The organism is Hydrogenophaga luteola, from assembly GCF_042648585.1.
Lineage (GTDB): Bacteria > Pseudomonadota > Gammaproteobacteria > Burkholderiales > Burkholderiaceae_C > Hydrogenophaga > Hydrogenophaga luteola.
Window position 1 is genome coordinate 200463 of sequence record NZ_JBHRXX010000010.1, and the last position, 16363, is coordinate 216825.

The following is a 16363-nucleotide window of genomic DNA, read 5'->3' on the forward strand; positions in this document are numbered from 1 at the left end:
TTGGCTCGCTTACGCGGGCGCTTCGCCGTTGACCCAGCTCTTGACGATGTTGGCCACCGCCATCGGGTTTTCCAGCGCCAGCCGCTTGGCGTCCGTGAGGCGCTGGTTTTCCTCCGGCATCGGCAGGCCTGGGCGCTCGGGCGCTTCGTCGAGCACGGCGTCGAGCTGCTGCACCTTGGCCTTTTCCTCGGTCTTGGTGACCACTGGCTGGCGCATCATCTTCATGCCCGGGCGCACCATGCCCATGAGGATCAGCAGGGCCACGCCCAGGGCACCGACCGGCCAGGCCAGGCTGCGGGCCAGTTCCATGTTCTCGGGCTGCTTCCACCAGGCCACCGGCACTTCCTCGACCGGTGCGGGAACGTTGAACACGGCGTTGACCACGTTGACGGAATCCCCGCGATCCTGTTTGAAACCAATGGTCTCGCGCACCAGGGCGGTCATCTGCTCCAGCTGCTCGGGCGGGATGGCTGTCGTGATGACCTTGCCCGTCTTGTCGGTGACGCTGCGGTGGTTCACCACCACGGCGGCGGTCAGGCGCCTGACGGTGCCGCTGGCCTCGCGCACGGTGCGCACGGTCTTGTCGATCTCGTAGTTGATGACCGATTCCTTGCGCATCGTGCCGGCCTTGTCGGCGTTGCTGGCCACGCCCAGCGGCGCGGCGGCGCCGTTGATGGGGGCGGTGCCGGTCGCAGGGGGCTGGTTGGTGGTGGCGCCGGGCACGCCCGCGGGCTGGGCCTGGGCGGGGGTGCCGTCCTCGACGAGCTGCTGGCTGCGCACAGCGCCGGGCTCGCCGCCCTGGTTGGGACGGTGCTGCTCGGAGGTGGACTCGGCCAGCGAGAAGTCGATGTCGGCGCTGACCTGGGCCTTGACGTTGCCGGCGCCCACCAGGGGCTCGATCATGTCCAGGATGCGGCGGGTGTAGAGCTGTTCAACCTGCTGGGTGTATTGCAGCTTCTGGGTGTCGGCGCCTTGGGCCATGCCGTCGGGCGTGGCCGAGAGCAGGGTGCCGGCGTCGTCCACGATGCTGACCGCCTTGGGGTTCATCTCGGGCACGCTGGAGGCGACCAGGTGCACGATGCCGGCGATCTGCGCCTTGTCCAGCGTGCGACCGGGGTGCAGGGTCAGCAGCACCGAGGCGCTGGGCTTCTGCTGCTCACGGAAGAAGCCGTTCTGGTTGGGCAGCGCCAGGTGCACGCGGGCGGCCTGCACCGACGAGAGCGACTGGATCGAGCGGGTCAGCTCGCCTTCCAGACCGCGCTGGAACGTCAGACGCTCCTGGAACTGGGTCATGCCGAAGCGGTTGGCCTCCATCAGCTCGAAGCCGCTGACCGAGCCCTTGGGCAGGCCCTGCGAGGCCAGGCGCAGGCGGGTGTCGTGCACCTTGTCGGCCGGCACCATGATGGCGCCCCCGCCCTCGGTGTACTTGTAGGGCACGTTCATCGTCGTCAGCTGCGCGATGATGGCCCCGCCATCCTTGTCGCCCAGGTTGTTGTAGAGCACCTTCCAGTCGGGCTGGCGGCCCATGAAGAACAGGGCGATGGCGATCGCCAGCAGACCGAAGGCGCCCAGGCCCATCTTGATCTTCTGCGCGCGGTCCAGGCGCGAGAGTCCGGCGCTGAGCGCGTTGCGGTTCTCGGGTGCAAGGTCCATTTCGGCGACGGCGGTGCTCATGGCGGGGGGCTTCGAAGTGGGTCGGCAAGTGGGGGAATCTTCCCTGTTGCGACCGAGTATCCGGTCCCGCTCACCCCGGCATAGCCATGAAAAAGGCCGCCTTTGACCCCCTATTCCCGGCGCGCGGAAGGGGGCCTCTCACTAGCATCGAGTCCTGCACCCGTCAGAGTGAAAGGACACCGCCATGGACCTGCGAATCAATGCCCTGAACAGCCAGGCCGTCAACGGCATCGGCCGCCCTGCGGCTGCGCGCGGTGGCGCGTCGGCCGGCGTGGGCGGTGTCGGCAGCGGCTTTGCCGACAACTTCAAGACCGCCCTTCAATCGGTGAGCAAGGCCCAGAACGAGGCCTCCCAGCTGCAGAACGAAGTGCAGAAGGGCAACCCCAACGTAAGCCTGGAAGAGACCATGCTCGCGATGCAGAAGGCCCAGATCGGCTTCCAGGCCACCATGCATGTCAGAAACCGCATGGTCCAGGCCTACACCGACATCATGAATATGAGCGTTTGAACAAAGCCCGCGTGGCGGGCTTTGTTCAGTGCACCTGTTTTGCGTCCATCAGCTGTTCGAGGTCGCCCAGCCAGGGTTCGGCCAGGCAGCGGATCTCGGCGTCGGCGCGCAGGATGCGCTGCATGATCTTGGCCTTTTCCTTGCGCTCGTCGGGCGCCAGCTTCATGTTGCGCGACTTGTGGCGCAGCTGGGCGATCAGCACCGCGCAGGTGCCCTCCAGGTGAACGATCTGGTCCCAGTCTTCCACCCGGGCGGCCTCCAGCATGCGCTGGCTGGCAGATTCGATGGCTTTGTAGTAGTCCAGCAAGCTGTGCTCCATGATCAGGCTCCACGGCCCGCAACGGGCTGCAGGTAGGCGGGGCCCGGGCCCCCGATGAGCTTCCACGACTGCGCCACGGGCTCGATGAGTTTGCTCACCTCTTCCAGCGCCGCGGGATCGTTGCGCAGGTTGCCCTGGGTCAGCCGCAGCGTGCTGTAGGCATAGAGATCGCGCAGGTTGGTGGCGATCTCGCCCCCCTCGCGCAGGTTCAGGCCGGCCTTGAGTCCTTCTTCCAGGATGCGCACGGCCTTGCCGAGCGCGGCACCCTTGGCGGCGATGTCGCCGCGCACCATGGCGCCGCGGGCTTCGGAGATCGACTGCAGCAGGGCGTCGAACAGCAGGCCCACCAGGGTGTGGGGGTCGGCGCCCTGCACGCTGGTTTCGGCGGCAACGCGTTTGTAGGCAGAGGCGGCGCGGTGGCTGGCAGAAGTGAACATGGTGTCGGTTCCTTGTTGCTGATGCCTTTTTTTATCGGCATCGGCGAGAGGGACTGTAGTCACGGAAGTGTTCATTTGCGTCAGCTCTTGTTCCACATGATGATCTGCTGGCTGACGAAAGCGCTCAGGCCATTGAGCGAGCCCACGGCAGCGTCCATGGCGTTGTACTGGGCCAGCAGGCGCTTCTCGGAGCGCGCGGCTTTGTCGTTGACGCGGTCCTGGTCCAGGGAGTTGCGCTTGATCGAGGCCTTCAGGGCATCGGTCTTGTTGGAGACCGTGCCGTCGGCGTCGATCAGGCCCTCCGCAAAGCTCTTGATCTTCCAGCCGAAGCCGGTCGCCGTGGCGTCGTTGCTGGTAGACGTGAACAGGGCCTTGAGGTCGTCCAGGTTGTCCATGGCGGCGTCCATCTTGGTCGCGTCGATTTCCAGCTTGCCTCCGGACTTGAGTTCGATGCCGACGTCGGAGAGGCGGCTGTAGGGCGTGCTGGCGGACACCGATCGCATCATGCCGCGAAGGGCGTTCTGCAGGCCCACCGTGGTGGCGTCGCCCTGCAGCGGGCCGGCGGTCTTGGTGGCCTCGTCGTAGCGCAAGGCGCTGGTCAGCGTCGTGTTGAGCGTGTTGTACGCATCGACGAAGGCTTTGACGTTGCTGCGGATGGCCTCGGTGTCGTTGGTGACATCGATGTTCACAGGCGCGGTGGTCTCCTGGCTGAGCTGGATCGTCATGCCCGTGAGGGTGCCGCTGAGCGTGTTGCTGGCCGAGGTGACGGGCACGCCGTTGATCGTGGCCTGCGCGTTCTCGGCGCTCTGCGAGCGCGACATGCCGTTGGCATTGCCGACGCTGAAGGCCAGGCGCGAGAGGCCGGCGGCGTCGGTGTCGTCGCCGTCGTCGTCGGCGACCGTGATGCGGAAGGCGTTCTCTTCACCCGTGGCCTTGGAGCGCACCAGCAGGCGCTCGCCCGAGGCGTCGCGCAGCACGGTGGCGCTCACGCCAGCGTCGGACTCGTTGATCTTGGCGGCGATGTCCGATAACGAGTCGTCGCCTGCCTCAATGTCGATGGTGACCGGTGTGCCGCTGCCTGCGGTGAAGCTGCTGCCGCTCCATTGCCCAAGTTCGATGGTCATGCTGCCGGTGCCCATGGCGGTGCCCGTGGTCACGGCAGCGGAGGCGGTGGACTGGGCCTTGGCCAGGTTCTGCACCTCCATGGTGATCGAGGTGGCGGGCGCGCCGGCCTTGACCGTCACGCCGACAGCGGACGGGTTGGACGAGGTGGCCTTGACCGGGTCCCAGCCCGAGGCTTTGGACAGCTTGGCCGCCGCATCGCCCAGCGCCGACACCTGGGACTTGATGGTGCCCATGGTCGAGAGCTTGGTCTGCAGGGAGGTGGCCTGCGTCTTGAGCTGGGTCAGCGGCGCCTTTTCCAGGGCGACGAGTTGCGAGACGATGCTCTGGATGTCCAGGCCGCTGGCGATGCCTGGTGACGAGATGGTGGCCATGGGCGCTCCTTGTCATCCCCGACGGGATGTACCCATCGCACGCGGGCTGCATGCGATCGGTGCATGCCCCGAAAGACGACGCGACGGGGCACCGGGGTGCCGCCGTCGCCGGTCGCCACACCCGAAGGTGTGACGAAACGGTGTCGTGAATCAGCGCAGCAGGGACAGCACGCCCTGGGGCAGCTGGTTGGCCTGCGCCACCATGGCGGTGCCGGCCTGTTGCAGGATCTGGCCGCGCGAGAGGTTCGAGGTTTCCACCGCGAAGTTCGCGTCCACGATGCGGCCACGGGACGCAGCCAGGTTCTCGGACGCGACCTGCAGGTTGGCGATCACCGAGTCGAAGCGGTTCTGCTTGGCACCGTAGGTGGCGCGGGCGGTCGTGATCTCGTCGATGGCGGCGTCCAGGTCGTCCATGGCGGCCAGAGCACCAGAGCTCGTGCCGATGGCGCCGGCCACGACGGCCGTCACGCCCGAGCCGGCGGTCAGATCGGTCGTGTCGATGTCGATCTGGTCGGTGGTCACGTTGTCGGCGCCGACCTGGAAGGTCAGGGAGGCCGAGGTGTTCAGCAGGTTGGTGCCGTTGAACTTGGTGCCGTCCAGCACGCGGGTCACTTCCAGGGCCAGTTCCTGGTATTCCTCGTCGAGGTTGGCGCGGTCGTCGTCGGAGTTCGAACCGTTGGCCGACTGCACGGCCAGTTCGCGCATGCGCTGCAGCGCGTCGCCGACGCGGCCCAGTGCGCCTTCAGCGGTCTGCGCCAGGGAGATGCCGTCGTTGGCATTGCGGATCGCGACGTTCATGCCCTTGACCTGCGCGTTCATGCGCTCGGCAATGGCCAGGCCAGCGGCGTCGTCCTTGGCCGTGTTCACACGCAGGCCGGAAGACAGGCGCTGCATCGAGGTGGACAGGGAGCCGGTGGACTGGGCCAGGTTGCGTTGTGCATTGAGGGACTGCACGTTGGTGTTGATGGTGCTCATCGTTAACTCCTAAAGTTGGACAAAGTAATCCGGCATTGCTGCCAATCTCAACGCCCGTCTTTCGACGGGCCGCCATGACCGGTGCTCGTTGCCGCCAGCCGGTTGGCCCTCGGGCCGCTGACCGTCTCGCCGCGTTGCTTGCCGGACGACGAACCTTTTAGAAGTTCGTTGAGATGCTTTTCGGTGGCCCTGACATATTCTTTAGCCCCGCGCTATACCGAATCGGCGAAATAAGCAAGGGTTGCACGTCCCTGTTCCGGTCTTAGTGCCGCCACCCGCCCACAGGGGTGCGCGCCGGCGGGTGCTCGGTGGACACCCGGATGAGTACCTAGGTTGTAGGAAGAAATCCGACACGGTGTCGGGTGCGCGCCGACAGTGCGAACAGCCGTTTCCCGATTCAAGTTTTTTTACCGGCCGACACAATTACTCACACCAAGTCAGCAGATGTAGCAACCCGCCAGCAACGCCGACCGACCTCTAGGAGAAACACCATGGACAGCGAACAACTCTTGGCTGAAATCCGCGAAGCCAACCTGACCTACCTGATGCTGGCCCAGAACCTGATTCGCAAGGACCGCGCCGAAGCGCTGTTCCGCCTGGGCCTGACCGAAGAGGCTGCCGACCTGCTGGGCATGCTCTCGACCGCCCAGCTGCTCAAGATCGCTTCCACCAACATGCTGCTGTGCCGCTTCCGTGTGGACGACGACCTGGTGTGGAACCTGCTGACCAGCCACAACGTGAAGAAGGTCGACAACGCCACCACGACCCAGCTGCACGCGTCGATCCTGATGGCCGGCAAGTTTGCCGAGTCGATGGCGAACACCACGCACTGAGCTTTTACCTTCCGGAGCACGCACCATGGCCACCGCAAAAAGCATCCTCAACGAGTCGCGCGACATCGCCCGTGCCGTGGCCCTGATCCAGCTCGGTGCCCGCCTGCAGGTTCTGGAGTACGAAACCAGCCTGTCGTATGAGCGCCTGCTGCGCCTGTACAAGGAAGTGGCCGGCAAGTCGCCCTCCAAGGGACAGCTGCCGTTCTCGACCGACTGGTTCCTGACCTGGCAGCCCAACATCCACGCCTCGCTGTTCCTGAACATCCACGAGTACCTCTCCAAGACCAGCGACCTGGAAGAGATCGACACGGTGATCAAGGCCTTCCGCCTCTACAGCGAGCAGATGCAGGCCAGCGCCATCGAGCCTCTGCTGTCCGTCACCCGCGCCTGGCGCCTGGTGAAGTTCGTGGACAGCGGCATGCTGACCCTGACCAAGTGCTCCTGCTGTGGCGGCCACTTCGTGACCGAGCCCTACGAGAACGCCAAGAGCTTCGTCTGCGGCCTGTGCGAGCCGCCGGCCCGCGCCGGCAAGGGCAGCGCCAGCGGCGGCCTGCGCCTGCACTGAACGCGCGCTCCGTTCAAACCCTGAAAAGGACCCTTGCGAGGGTCCTTTTTGCGTTTCTGGCGGACCTCAATCACCCCTAGAGTTGGACCGATAGGAAAGACAGTCGTTGGGGCTTTGCGCTCCGGGTTCCGTTTCAATTCAAGGTTCACTTCATGTTTGTCATCGTCGGCTTCCTGATCTCGATGGCCTGCATCTTCGGGGTCTACATCTTTCACGGCGGCAACATTGGCGTGATCCTCAAGGCGCTGCCGTTCGAGATGACCACCATCTTCGGCGCCGCCATCGGCGCCTTCCTCATCAACAACCAGATGAAGGTGGTCAAGGCCACGCTCGCAGGATTCGGCCAGTGCTTCAAGGGCAGCCGCTTCACCAAGGCGCGCTACATGGAGCTGCTGGCGCTGCAGTTCGACATCCTGCAGAAGGCGCGCAAGGAAGGCCTGATGGCCATCGAGCAGGACGTGGAGAACCCCGAGCAGTCGGCGCTGTTCAAGAAGTACCCCGTGATCTCGGCCGACCACCACGTGGTGGAGTTCATCACCGATTACCTGCGCATGATGGTTTCGGGCAACCTGAACGCCCACGAAATCGAGTCGCTGATGGACGCAGAGATCGAGACCCACCACCAGGAGGCACACGCCCCGGTGGCGGCCATCGGCCGCCTGGCCGGCGCGCTGCCGGCCTTCGGCATCGTGGCCGCCGTGCTCGGTGTGGTGAACACCATGGGCTCGGTGGGCCAGCCGCCGGCGGTGCTGGGCGGCATGATCGGATCGGCCCTGGTCGGCACCTTCCTCGGCATCCTGCTGGCCTACGGTGTGTTCGAACCGCTGGGTGGCCTGCTGGAGCAGAAGACCGAAGAGGCATCCAAGGAATTCCTCTGCATCAAGACCACGCTGCTGGCCTCGATGCAGGGCTACGCGCCCTCGACCGCCATCGAGTTTGGCCGCAAGGTGCTGTTCTCTGATGTGCGCCCGAGCTTCTCCGAGCTGGAAGGCCACGTCAAAGGGAAGAAGTGATGGCCGACGGCAAGAAGCTCCAGCCCATCATCGTCAAGCGCGTCAAGAAGGGCGGGCACGCGGCGCACGGCGGCGCGTGGAAGATCGCGTACGCCGACTTCGTGACGGCCATGATGGCCTTCTTCCTGCTGATGTGGCTGCTGGGCTCGACCTCGTCGGGCGACCTCAAGGGCATCGCCGACTATTTCTCCAATCCGGTCAAGGTCACGCTGATGGGGGGCAACGGCACCGGCAACAGCGACTCCGTGCTGCCCGGAGGCGGACAGGACCTCTCGCGCCGCGCCGGCCAGGTCGACACCGGCGACGCCGAACGCGCGGCCAAGCTCATGGGTGCGCAGATGGCGCGGGCCGAGCTCGCGCGCAGGGACGCCCAGCGCATCGACGCGCTGCAGGTCAAGCTCAACGAGTTGATCGAAAGCAACCCGGCGCTGTCCGAATTCAAGTCGCAGATCCGCATGGAGAAGACCGCCGACGGGTTGCAGATCCAGATCGTCGACGACCAGAACCGCCCCATGTTCGACGTCGGCAGCGCCATGGTCAAACCCTATATGCGCCAGATCCTGCGCGAGATCGGCGGGGCCATCGGCGACATGGAGAACCGGCTCGCACTATCGGGCCACACCGACGCCACGCCCTACGGCAGCGGCGACCGCGGCTACAGCAACTGGGAGCTGTCGTCCGACCGCGCCAACGCCTCGCGCCGCGAGCTGGTGGCCGGCGGTCTGCCCGACAACAAGCTGGCGCGCGTCGAGGGTCTGGCCTCCAGCCGGCTGCTGGACGCCAACCAGCCCGACGCGCCGATGAACCGGCGCATCAGCATCCTGGTGATGACCCGCGAGGCCGAGGAGCGCATGGCGCCCACCGGCGACGGCACGGCGCTGCGCCCACCTGTTGCCGAGGTGCCCGCCGAGCCCGCTGCCGGGGCCATGCCGGTACCGCAAGCCGGCGCAGAAACGGCCGTTCCCCAGGTTGAAGCGCCCGTCGAACCGGTGCGCAAGCTGCCGATGGGCCTGCCCGATCTTCAGAAACTGGCAGAAGTGCCGAAACCCCGAGAAGAGGCTGGGCCTGTCAAGCCCCGCTAACCGCCACTGTTTCCTGACAGGAGACCCCACCATGTCCACCCCGATGAAATTCCTGATCGTTGACGACTTCTCCACCATGCGCCGCATCGTGCGCAACCTGCTCAAGGAGATCGGTCACGCCGACGCCGATGAGGCGGAAGACGGGGTGATCGCGCTCAACAAGCTCAAGAACGGCAGCTTCAACTTTGTCGTCAGCGACATCAACATGCCCAACATGAACGGCTTCCAGCTGCTGGCCGAGATCAAGAAGGACGAGGCGCTCAAGCACCTGCCGGTCCTGATGGTGACGGCCGAGGCGCGCAAGGAAGACATCGTGATGGCCGCACAGGGCGGCGCAGCAGGCTACATCGTCAAGCCGTTCACCAAGGCCACGCTGGAAGACAAGCTCGCCAACATCTTCAAGAAACTCGGCCTCTGAGCCCAGCGGGAGTTCACATGTCAAAGAGCAACAGCCCGGGCAACCCGGAAATGTTCCAGCAACTGGGCTCCATCACGCGCCAGCTGCACGACGCCCTGAAGGAACTGGGGTACGCCGACAAGCTCAAGGGCACGGTCGACCAGCTGCCCGACGCGCAGAGCCGGCTCTCCTACATCGCCCGCCTCACCGGTGAGGCGGCCGAAAAGGTGCTCAACCACGTGGACGGCGCTAAGTCCGAACAGGAGCTCATCACCGAGCGTGGTCGCCAGCTGACCTCCACCATCGCTGCTGTGCCGGGTCTGGCCAAGGCCATGCCGGAGCTGCTGAACTGGGCGAAGGACGTGGTCGAGCTCAGCGAGAAGAGCGACGCGCGCCTGACCGAGATCATGATGGCGCAGGACTTCCACGACCTCACCGGCCAGGTGATCAACCGGGTGGTGCAACTGGCCGCCACCATCGAGGAACAGCTGCTGGCCCTGCTGCTGCAGTCGGCGCCTTCCGGCGCCCCGGGCCAGGACAAGGCCTACGACATGAGCGCCCTGCAGGGGCCGGTGGTCGACCCCGAAGGCCGCACCGACGTGGTGGCCGACCAGAAGGACGTGGACGATCTCCTCGCTTCCCTCGGATTCTGAGTTTTCAGTTTTCGCGCTGGGGGAATAGGGCGGTGCTTCACCGCCTTTTCACGCATTCATTTCGGGGGCCGACTTCCACAATCTGACTCAAGTTTTCCTGAGCCAGACCGATGTCCTCCTCCCAAGACAAGAACCTGCCGGCCACCGCGCACCGCCTGAAAAAGGCGCGCGAGGAAGGCCAGCTGCCGCGTTCGAAGGAGCTGTCCAACTTCGCAGTGCTGGGCGGTGGCGCGGTGCTGCTGATGCTGCTGCTGCCGATGGGTTTTGCGCATCTGCAGACCGCACTGGCCTCGCAGCTGCGCTTTGACCACAGCGCGCTGCTGCAGCCCCAGCTGCTGATCGAACGCCTGCACGCCAGCCTGGGCCTGGGCCTGGTGGTGTTCATGCCCCTGGGTCTGGCCACCCTGGCGCTGGCCGTGTTCGCCGCCTTCGCCTCGGGCAGCTGGACCATCACCACCCACACCATGGCCCCAGACCTGACCCGGCTCAGTCCCATCGCCGGGCTGGGGCGCCTGTTCTCCAAGCAGCAGCTGTTCGAGACCGTCAAGCTGGCGGTGATGACCCTCATCGTCGGCTTTGTGGGCTGGAAGTTCCTGTCCTCACACATCGCCGGCTTCGCCAGCCTGCTGATGCAGCCGCTGGAGGGCGGCCTGGGCCAGCTGGCGCAGTGGATGCGCACCGGCGTGGGCATCCTGCTGGGGGTGGTGATGCTGTTCGCGCTCATCGACTTCCCGATGCAGAAGTTCCTGCACGCCCAGCGCCTGCGCATGTCGCGCGAAGAGGTCAAGCAGGAACACAAGCAGAACGAAGGCGACCCGCACGTCAAGGGCCAGCGCCGCCGCCGCCAGCGCGAGCTGGCGCACCGCATCAGCATCGGCGCCGTGCCCAAGGCGGATCTGGTGGTGATGAACCCGACCCACTACGCGGTGGCCATCCAGTACGACGACGCCACCATGAGCGCGCCGCGCGTGATCGCCAAGGGCGCCGACCTGCTGGCCCTGCGCATCCGCGACGTGGCCAAGGAACACAAGGTGCCGGTGCTGCAGTCGCCCATGCTGGCGCGCGCGCTCTACGCCCACGCCGAGCTGGACCAGGAAATCCCGTCCGCCCTCTACACCGCGGTGGCCCAGGTGCTGGCCTATGTCTACCAGCTCAAGGCCGCGCTCGCCGGTCGTGGTGCCATGCCCGGCGCCGCGCCCGATCCGCAGGTGCCGCCCGAACTCGATCCGCACTGGAAGCAACCTCCGACCCGGGGAGCCGCTGAATGAACGCCCAACTGAAATTCCTGCAGCAGTGGTTCGGCCGCCACGCCGCGCTGGCCCAGGGCCTGGCCGCACCGATGCTGGTGGTGCTGGTGCTGGCCATGATGGTGCTGCCGCTGGCGCCCTGGGTGCTGGACACCTTCTTCACGCTGAACATCGCGATCGCGCTGGTGGTGATGATGGTGGCGGCCTACATGCGCGCGCCGCTGGACTTCTCGGTCTTCCCCACCGTGCTGCTGCTGACCACACTGCTGCGCCTGTCGCTGAACGTGGCCTCCACGCGCGTGGTGCTGATGGAGGGCCACACCGGCCCCGGCGCCGCGGGCGCGGTGATCGAGGCCTTCGGCCACTTCCTGATCGGGGGCAACTTCGCGGTCGGTTTCATCGTGTTCGCCATCCTGGTGGTGATCAACTTCGTGGTGATCACCAAGGGCTCGGAGCGCATCGCTGAGGTCTCGGCGCGCTTCACCCTGGACGCCATGCCGGGCAAGCAGATGGCCATCGACGCCGATCTGGGCGCGGGCCTGATCAACGAACAGGAGGCCAAGCGCCGCCGTGCCGAGGTGGGCGAAGAGGCCGAGTTCTTCGGCTCCATGGACGGTGCCTCCAAGTTCGTGCGTGGCGACGCCATCGCCGGCATCCTGATTCTGTTCATCAACATCATCGGCGGCCTGGTCATCGGCATGGTCCAGCACGGCCTGTCGGCCGGCGAGGCCGCCGACAGCTACATCCTGCTGGCCGTCGGCGACGCGCTGGTGGCGCAGATCCCGGGCCTGCTGATCTCGGTGGCCGCCGCCATGGTGGTTTCGCGCGTGGGCAAGGAGCAGGACCTGGGCGTGCAGATGGTTGAGCAGATGTTCATGTCCTCGCGCGTGCTGGGCATCACGGCCGGTGTGCTGTTCCTGCTGGGCGTCATTCCCGGCATGCCGCATCTGGTCTTCCTGACCTTCGCCGCGGCCATCGGTGGCCTGGCCTGGTGGCGGCTGCAGGAAGAGCGCCGGCCCAAGCCCGCCGAGCAGCCGGTCGCCCCGCCCAGCGATGGTGAGGCCACCTGGGACGACCTGCAGCCGGTCGACCTGCTGGGCCTGGAGCTGGGCTACCGCCTGATTGCCATGGTCGACAAGAACCGCCAGGGCGACCTGCTCACCCGCATCAAGGGCGTGCGCAAGAAGTTCGCGCAGGAGGTGGGCTTTCTGCCGCCGGCCGTGCACGTGCGCGACAACCTCGAACTGCGCCCCAGCGGCTACCGCATCACCCTGCGCGGCGTGGTGGTGGGCGAGGGTGAGGTCTTCCCCGGCATGTTCCTGGCCATCGACCCGGGTGGCGTGGGCACGCCGCTGATCGGTACCCCCACCAAGGACCCTGCTTTTGGCCTGCCCGCGCACTGGATCGACGAGAAGCAGAAAGAGAACGCGCAAATGGCCGGTTTTACGGTGGTTGATTCCGAGACCGTGCTGGCGACCCATCTTTCACACTTGATGCAAGTCCAGGCCGCCAAGTTGCTCAGCCGGACGGAGACCCAGGACCTGGTCGAACACGTGACCCGCCTGGCCCCGAAACTGATCGAAGAGGTCGTGCCAAAAATGGTCCCCGTCGCCACCTTCCAGAAAGTGCTGCAGCTGCTGCTGGAAGAGTCGGTGCACGTGCGCGACATCCGCACCATCATCGAATCCCTGGCCGAACACGCCGGCAGCACCTCCGACCCGGTCGAGCTGGCCCGCCGCGTGCGCACCGCACTGTCGCCGGCCATCGTTCAACAGATTTACGGCGGTTCGGTCAAGGAACTTGAGGTCATCGCGATCGAACCCGGCCTGGAGCGCCTGCTGATGCAGGCCCTGACCGGCAACGGTGCCGGTGCGCTGGACCCTGGCGTGGCCGAGACGCTGTCGAAGTCGGCCGCCGAAATCGCCAACCGTCAGGAAGAGCGGGGCGTGCCCGCCTGCCTGCTGGTGCCCGACGCCATCCGCACCGCGATGGCCCGCCTGCTGCGCCGCGCCGCACCGCGCCTGCAGGTACTCGCCCACAGCGAGATTCCTGAAACCCACCTTATCCGTATCGGCCCGATTCTTGGGGAGCTTGCAGCATGAACATCCAGCGATTCACCGCCCCGACCTCGCGCGAAGCCATGGCCAAGGCCCGTCAGGCCTTCGGCGACAGCGCCGTCATTCTCTCCAGCCGTGCCACCGACGGGGGCTTCGAAGTGATGGCCGCCGCCGAAGAAAGCCTGGCGCCCGTGGCCCAGCCCGGTTCGCTGGCCAGCCGCGCCGAGGAGCGCATGCCGGTCATCCGCACCCGCCGCGCCGATCCGCCCGCCTTCCGCGACTCGGTGCAGGACGACACCGAGCAGATGGCCATGAGCACGCTCTCGTTCCAGGAGTACGTGCGCGAGCGCATGCTGCGCAAGCGCCGCGCCGCCATGGAGGGCGAGGGTGCCGAGAACAGCGCACCGGCCGCCCGCGAGGCCGCCGCACCCCGCGCTCCCGCCGCCCGCGTGCAGGCCCCGACCGAGCGCCCCGCGCCGGTGCGCCTGGCCATGCCGCCGGCCCCGATGGCCACGCCCGAGCCTGCGCCGATCCGCACCCGAGCCGCCGCACCGGCCCCGGTCTGGTCCGACAGCGAGGCACTGGCCCCGCGCGCCGCCTCTGCCGCCTCCGCCAGCGAAGGCCGCATGGCGGTCGAACTCTCGGCGCTGAAGGACATGATCGAGGAGCGCTTCAACACGCTGGCCTGGCTCGGCTCTTCCAAGCAGAACCCCATCCAGTCCACGATGATGCTCAAGCTGATCCGCGCCGGCTACTCGCCTGCGATCGCCCGCGCCGTGCTCGAACGCATGCCGGCCGACACCGGTGCCAGCCAGGCCGTGCGCTGGGTGATGGACACCCTGACCCGCAACCTGCGCACCGCCACCCCGGGCAGCGGCCTGTGCGACGAAGGCGGCGTGGTCGCCCTGATCGGCGCCACCGGGGTCGGCAAGACCACCACCGCCGCCAAGCTCGCTGCGCAGTGCGTGCGCCAGCACGGCGCCGCCAGCGTCGGCCTGATCACCCTGGACACCTACCGCGTCTCGGGTTACGAACAGCTGCGCGCCTATGGCCGCATGCTCGGCGTCGTCGCCCACCTGGCACACGACCGCGCCGCGCTCAAGGACCTGCTGGACCTGCTGTCGAGCAAGCGCATGGTCATCATCGACACCGCCGGCCTGGGCCAGCGCGACCAGCGCATCCAGGAGATGCTGGACGTGCTGGACATGCCCTCGGTCAAGAAGGTGCTGGTGCTCAACGCCGGCTCCCACGGCGACACGCTGGACGATGTGCTGACCTCGTTCAAGTCCAGCGGTCTGCACGGCGTGGTGCTCTCCAAGGTCGACGAAGCCGTCAAGCTCGGCCCGGCCATCGACGCCCTGGTGCGCCACCAGGTGGTGCTGCGCGGTGTGGCCAACGGCCAGCGCGTGCCCGAAGACTGGCAGAACCCCGATGCCGCCACGCTGGTGCGGGTGGCCATGGGCACCGAGGGCAAGTCGGCCTACGACCCGGTCGCCACCGACATGGGCTTCTATTTCTCCCAGGCCTCCTCGCGTGGCATCCAGCTGGGGGCTGGCCATGTTTGAAGCTGGTTGCGACCAGGCCGCCGGCCTGCGCGCCCATCCGATGCGCGAGGGCCCGGCCCTGCTGGCGGTGGCCAGCCCGGCCCAGCCGGCCAGCGCCTACGAGCTGCTGTGCCACCTGTCGGCGCAGCTCAAGGCCCAGGGCCGCCTGCCGGTGATCCTGGACGGCACCGCCACCGAAGCCGCCGAACGCCGCAGCGGCGACGGCCACCACCTGGGCCTGCTGCACGCCCTCAACGACTCCGCCATCTGCGGTCTGGGCCATCCGGCCGACGGCCACGAGTGGCTGGTGATGCCCGCCGCCCAGGGCCTGCGGGCCCTGCAGCGCACCGCGCTGACCGCCGGCGGGACGGTGGCGCTCTCGCGCCTGCTGGCCCCCTTCACCAGCGGCACCCTGCTGCTGTTCTTTGCGCCCGCCCACGAGCTCTCGCCGCTGTGCAGCGAGCTGCAGGCACGAGTGGTGGTGCCGGTGCTGCCCCATCCACAGGCGGCCATCGACGCCTACGGCGCGGTCAAGCTGCTGCACATGGCCGGCGCCCGCCCGGTGCTGGCGCCCGTGACCAGCGCCGACCCCGACCAGGCGCTGGACACCGTGCTGGCCACGGTCTGCGACTGCGCGGACCGGCACCTCGGCTTGGACCTAGAGCGCTGGAGCGAGCCCGTGTGGGCCGCCTGCGCGCAGGAACACGCCCTGACCCGGCCCCAGCGCCAGGACACCTTCCACGGTCTGCGCGACAACCGGTTTGCCGCCACCGGACCGTCCCCTGTGGGCGCGATGCCCTCACTCTGGAGTTGAACGACATGTACACCGCCAAAGGCACCCTCAACCGGGACGACCAGTTGCGCAAGTACAGCCCGCTGGTGCGCCGCCTGGCCCACCACATGATCGCCAAGCTGCCGCCCAGCGTGGAGGTCGACGACCTGATCCAGGTCGGCATGATCGGCCTGACCGAAGCCATCGCGCGCTTCGAGCCCTCGCAGGGCGTGCAGTTCGAGACCTTCGCCAGCCAGCGCATCCGCGGCGCCATGCTCGACGAGCTGCGCGAGGGCGACTGGATGAGCCGTGGCTCGCGCAAGAGCCAGAAGGACATCGAGCAGGCCGTGCACCGCCTGCAGCAGAAGCTGCACCGCGCGCCGATGGAATCCGAGATCGCCGCGGAACTGGGCATGAGCCTGGCCGACTACCAGCACATGCTGGCCAAGGTGCGCGGCACCCAGCTGGTGTACCTGGAAGACATCAGCGGCCGCGACGACGACGAAGAAGGCTTCCTGGATCGCCACATGGGCGACGACGAGGCCGACCCGTCGAGCCTGCTGCAGGACCAGCGCATGCGCATGGCCCTGGTGGAAGCGATCAAGAACCTGCCCGAACGCGAGCAGCAGATCATGTCCATGTACTACGAGCACGACATGAACCTCAAGGAGATCGCCGCCGTGCTGGGCGTCACCGAATCGCGCATCTGCCAGCTGCACAGCCAGTCGATTGCCCGCCTGCGCACCAAGCTGCGCGAGCACTGAGCCGACCGGTCCCCAACGCCAAGGAAC

General features: G+C 66.9%; 17 protein-coding genes. 12 read left to right on the forward strand and 5 right to left on the reverse strand.

Annotated elements, in window-relative coordinates; genetic code table 11:
* Nucleotides 1-9 precede the first annotated feature (9 nt).
* Nucleotides 10-1674 (reverse strand): flagellar basal-body MS-ring/collar protein FliF, encoded by a 1665-nt coding sequence (gene fliF / locus ACFOPI_RS22820; protein ID WP_382179306.1) that lies wholly within the window; start codon nt 1672-1674, stop codon nt 10-12.
* A gap of 184 nt (nt 1675-1858) precedes the next feature.
* Between fliF and fliE the strand changes: the two genes are divergently transcribed.
* Complete coding sequence (gene fliE / locus ACFOPI_RS22825; protein ID WP_066261204.1) at nt 1859-2182, forward strand: flagellar hook-basal body complex protein FliE; 324 nt, start codon at nt 1859-1861, stop codon at nt 2180-2182.
* Nucleotides 2183-2207: 25 nt separating this feature from the next.
* Here fliE and ACFOPI_RS22830 read toward each other — a convergent pair whose 3' ends face one another.
* From ACFOPI_RS22830 to ACFOPI_RS22845, 4 genes are all read right to left on the reverse strand, one after another.
* Entirely contained in the window at nt 2208-2501 is a 294-nt protein-coding gene (locus ACFOPI_RS22830; protein WP_066261203.1) for a flagellar protein FliT, read from the reverse strand.
* A gap of 2 nt (nt 2502-2503) precedes the next feature.
* Nucleotides 2504-2938, reverse strand: coding sequence for a flagellar export chaperone FliS (gene fliS, locus ACFOPI_RS22835; RefSeq protein WP_382179309.1), 435 nt, complete (start codon nt 2936-2938; stop codon nt 2504-2506).
* A gap of 80 nt (nt 2939-3018) precedes the next feature.
* Complete coding sequence (gene fliD / locus ACFOPI_RS22840) at nt 3019-4434, reverse strand: flagellar filament capping protein FliD (RefSeq protein WP_382179312.1); 1416 nt, start codon at nt 4432-4434, stop codon at nt 3019-3021.
* 150 nt (nt 4435-4584) lie between these two features.
* Complete coding sequence (locus tag ACFOPI_RS22845) at nt 4585-5409, reverse strand: flagellin N-terminal helical domain-containing protein (RefSeq protein ID WP_382179315.1); 825 nt, start codon at nt 5407-5409, stop codon at nt 4585-4587.
* Between the two features lie 491 nt (nt 5410-5900).
* Between ACFOPI_RS22845 and flhD the strand changes: the two genes are divergently transcribed.
* The 11 genes from flhD (at nt 5901) to ACFOPI_RS22900 (ending at nt 16336) form a co-directional block, all read left to right on the forward strand.
* Nucleotides 5901-6242 carry a flagellar transcriptional regulator FlhD gene (flhD, locus tag ACFOPI_RS22850; RefSeq protein WP_382179318.1) on the forward strand — a complete coding sequence of 114 codons (342 nt, stop codon included), beginning with the start codon at nt 5901-5903 and terminating at the stop codon, nt 6240-6242.
* A 25-nt stretch (nt 6243-6267) separates the two neighbouring features.
* Nucleotides 6268-6807: a flagellar transcriptional regulator FlhC gene (gene flhC, locus ACFOPI_RS22855; protein WP_308327067.1), complete on the forward strand. Its 540-nt coding sequence runs from the start codon at nt 6268-6270 to the stop codon at nt 6805-6807.
* Between the two features lie 152 nt (nt 6808-6959).
* Nucleotides 6960-7820, forward strand: coding sequence for a flagellar motor stator protein MotA (motA, locus tag ACFOPI_RS22860; protein ID WP_066261194.1), 861 nt, complete (start codon nt 6960-6962; stop codon nt 7818-7820).
* Entirely contained in the window at nt 7820-8902 is a 1083-nt protein-coding gene (gene motB / locus ACFOPI_RS22865) for a flagellar motor protein MotB (protein ID WP_382179322.1), read from the forward strand. Before motA ends, motB begins: the two co-directional genes overlap by 1 nt.
* A gap of 31 nt (nt 8903-8933) precedes the next feature.
* Entirely contained in the window at nt 8934-9320 is a 387-nt protein-coding gene (gene cheY / locus ACFOPI_RS22870) for a chemotaxis response regulator CheY (protein ID WP_308327064.1), read from the forward strand.
* A 17-nt stretch (nt 9321-9337) separates the two neighbouring features.
* Nucleotides 9338-9952 (forward strand): protein phosphatase CheZ, encoded by a 615-nt coding sequence (locus ACFOPI_RS22875; RefSeq protein WP_382179325.1) that lies wholly within the window; start codon nt 9338-9340, stop codon nt 9950-9952.
* A 110-nt stretch (nt 9953-10062) separates the two neighbouring features.
* Nucleotides 10063-11220, forward strand: a complete 1158-nt coding sequence (locus tag ACFOPI_RS22880) for an EscU/YscU/HrcU family type III secretion system export apparatus switch protein (protein WP_382179327.1) — start codon at nt 10063-10065, stop codon at nt 11218-11220.
* Complete coding sequence (flhA, locus tag ACFOPI_RS22885) at nt 11217-13301, forward strand: flagellar biosynthesis protein FlhA (RefSeq protein ID WP_382179329.1); 2085 nt, start codon at nt 11217-11219, stop codon at nt 13299-13301. The genes ACFOPI_RS22880 and flhA overlap by 4 nt, the downstream gene beginning before the upstream one ends.
* On the forward strand, nt 13298-14821 hold the full coding sequence (gene flhF, locus ACFOPI_RS22890) for a flagellar biosynthesis protein FlhF (protein WP_382179332.1): 1524 nt from the start codon (nt 13298-13300) through the stop codon (nt 14819-14821). Before flhA ends, flhF begins: the two co-directional genes overlap by 4 nt.
* Nucleotides 14814-15614 carry a hypothetical protein gene (locus ACFOPI_RS22895; protein WP_382179335.1) on the forward strand — a complete coding sequence of 267 codons (801 nt, stop codon included), beginning with the start codon at nt 14814-14816 and terminating at the stop codon, nt 15612-15614. Before flhF ends, ACFOPI_RS22895 begins: the two co-directional genes overlap by 8 nt.
* 5 nt (nt 15615-15619) lie before the next feature.
* Nucleotides 15620-16336 (forward strand): RNA polymerase sigma factor FliA, encoded by a 717-nt coding sequence (locus tag ACFOPI_RS22900; protein ID WP_382179338.1) that lies wholly within the window; start codon nt 15620-15622, stop codon nt 16334-16336.
* Nucleotides 16337-16363 lie beyond the last annotated feature (27 nt).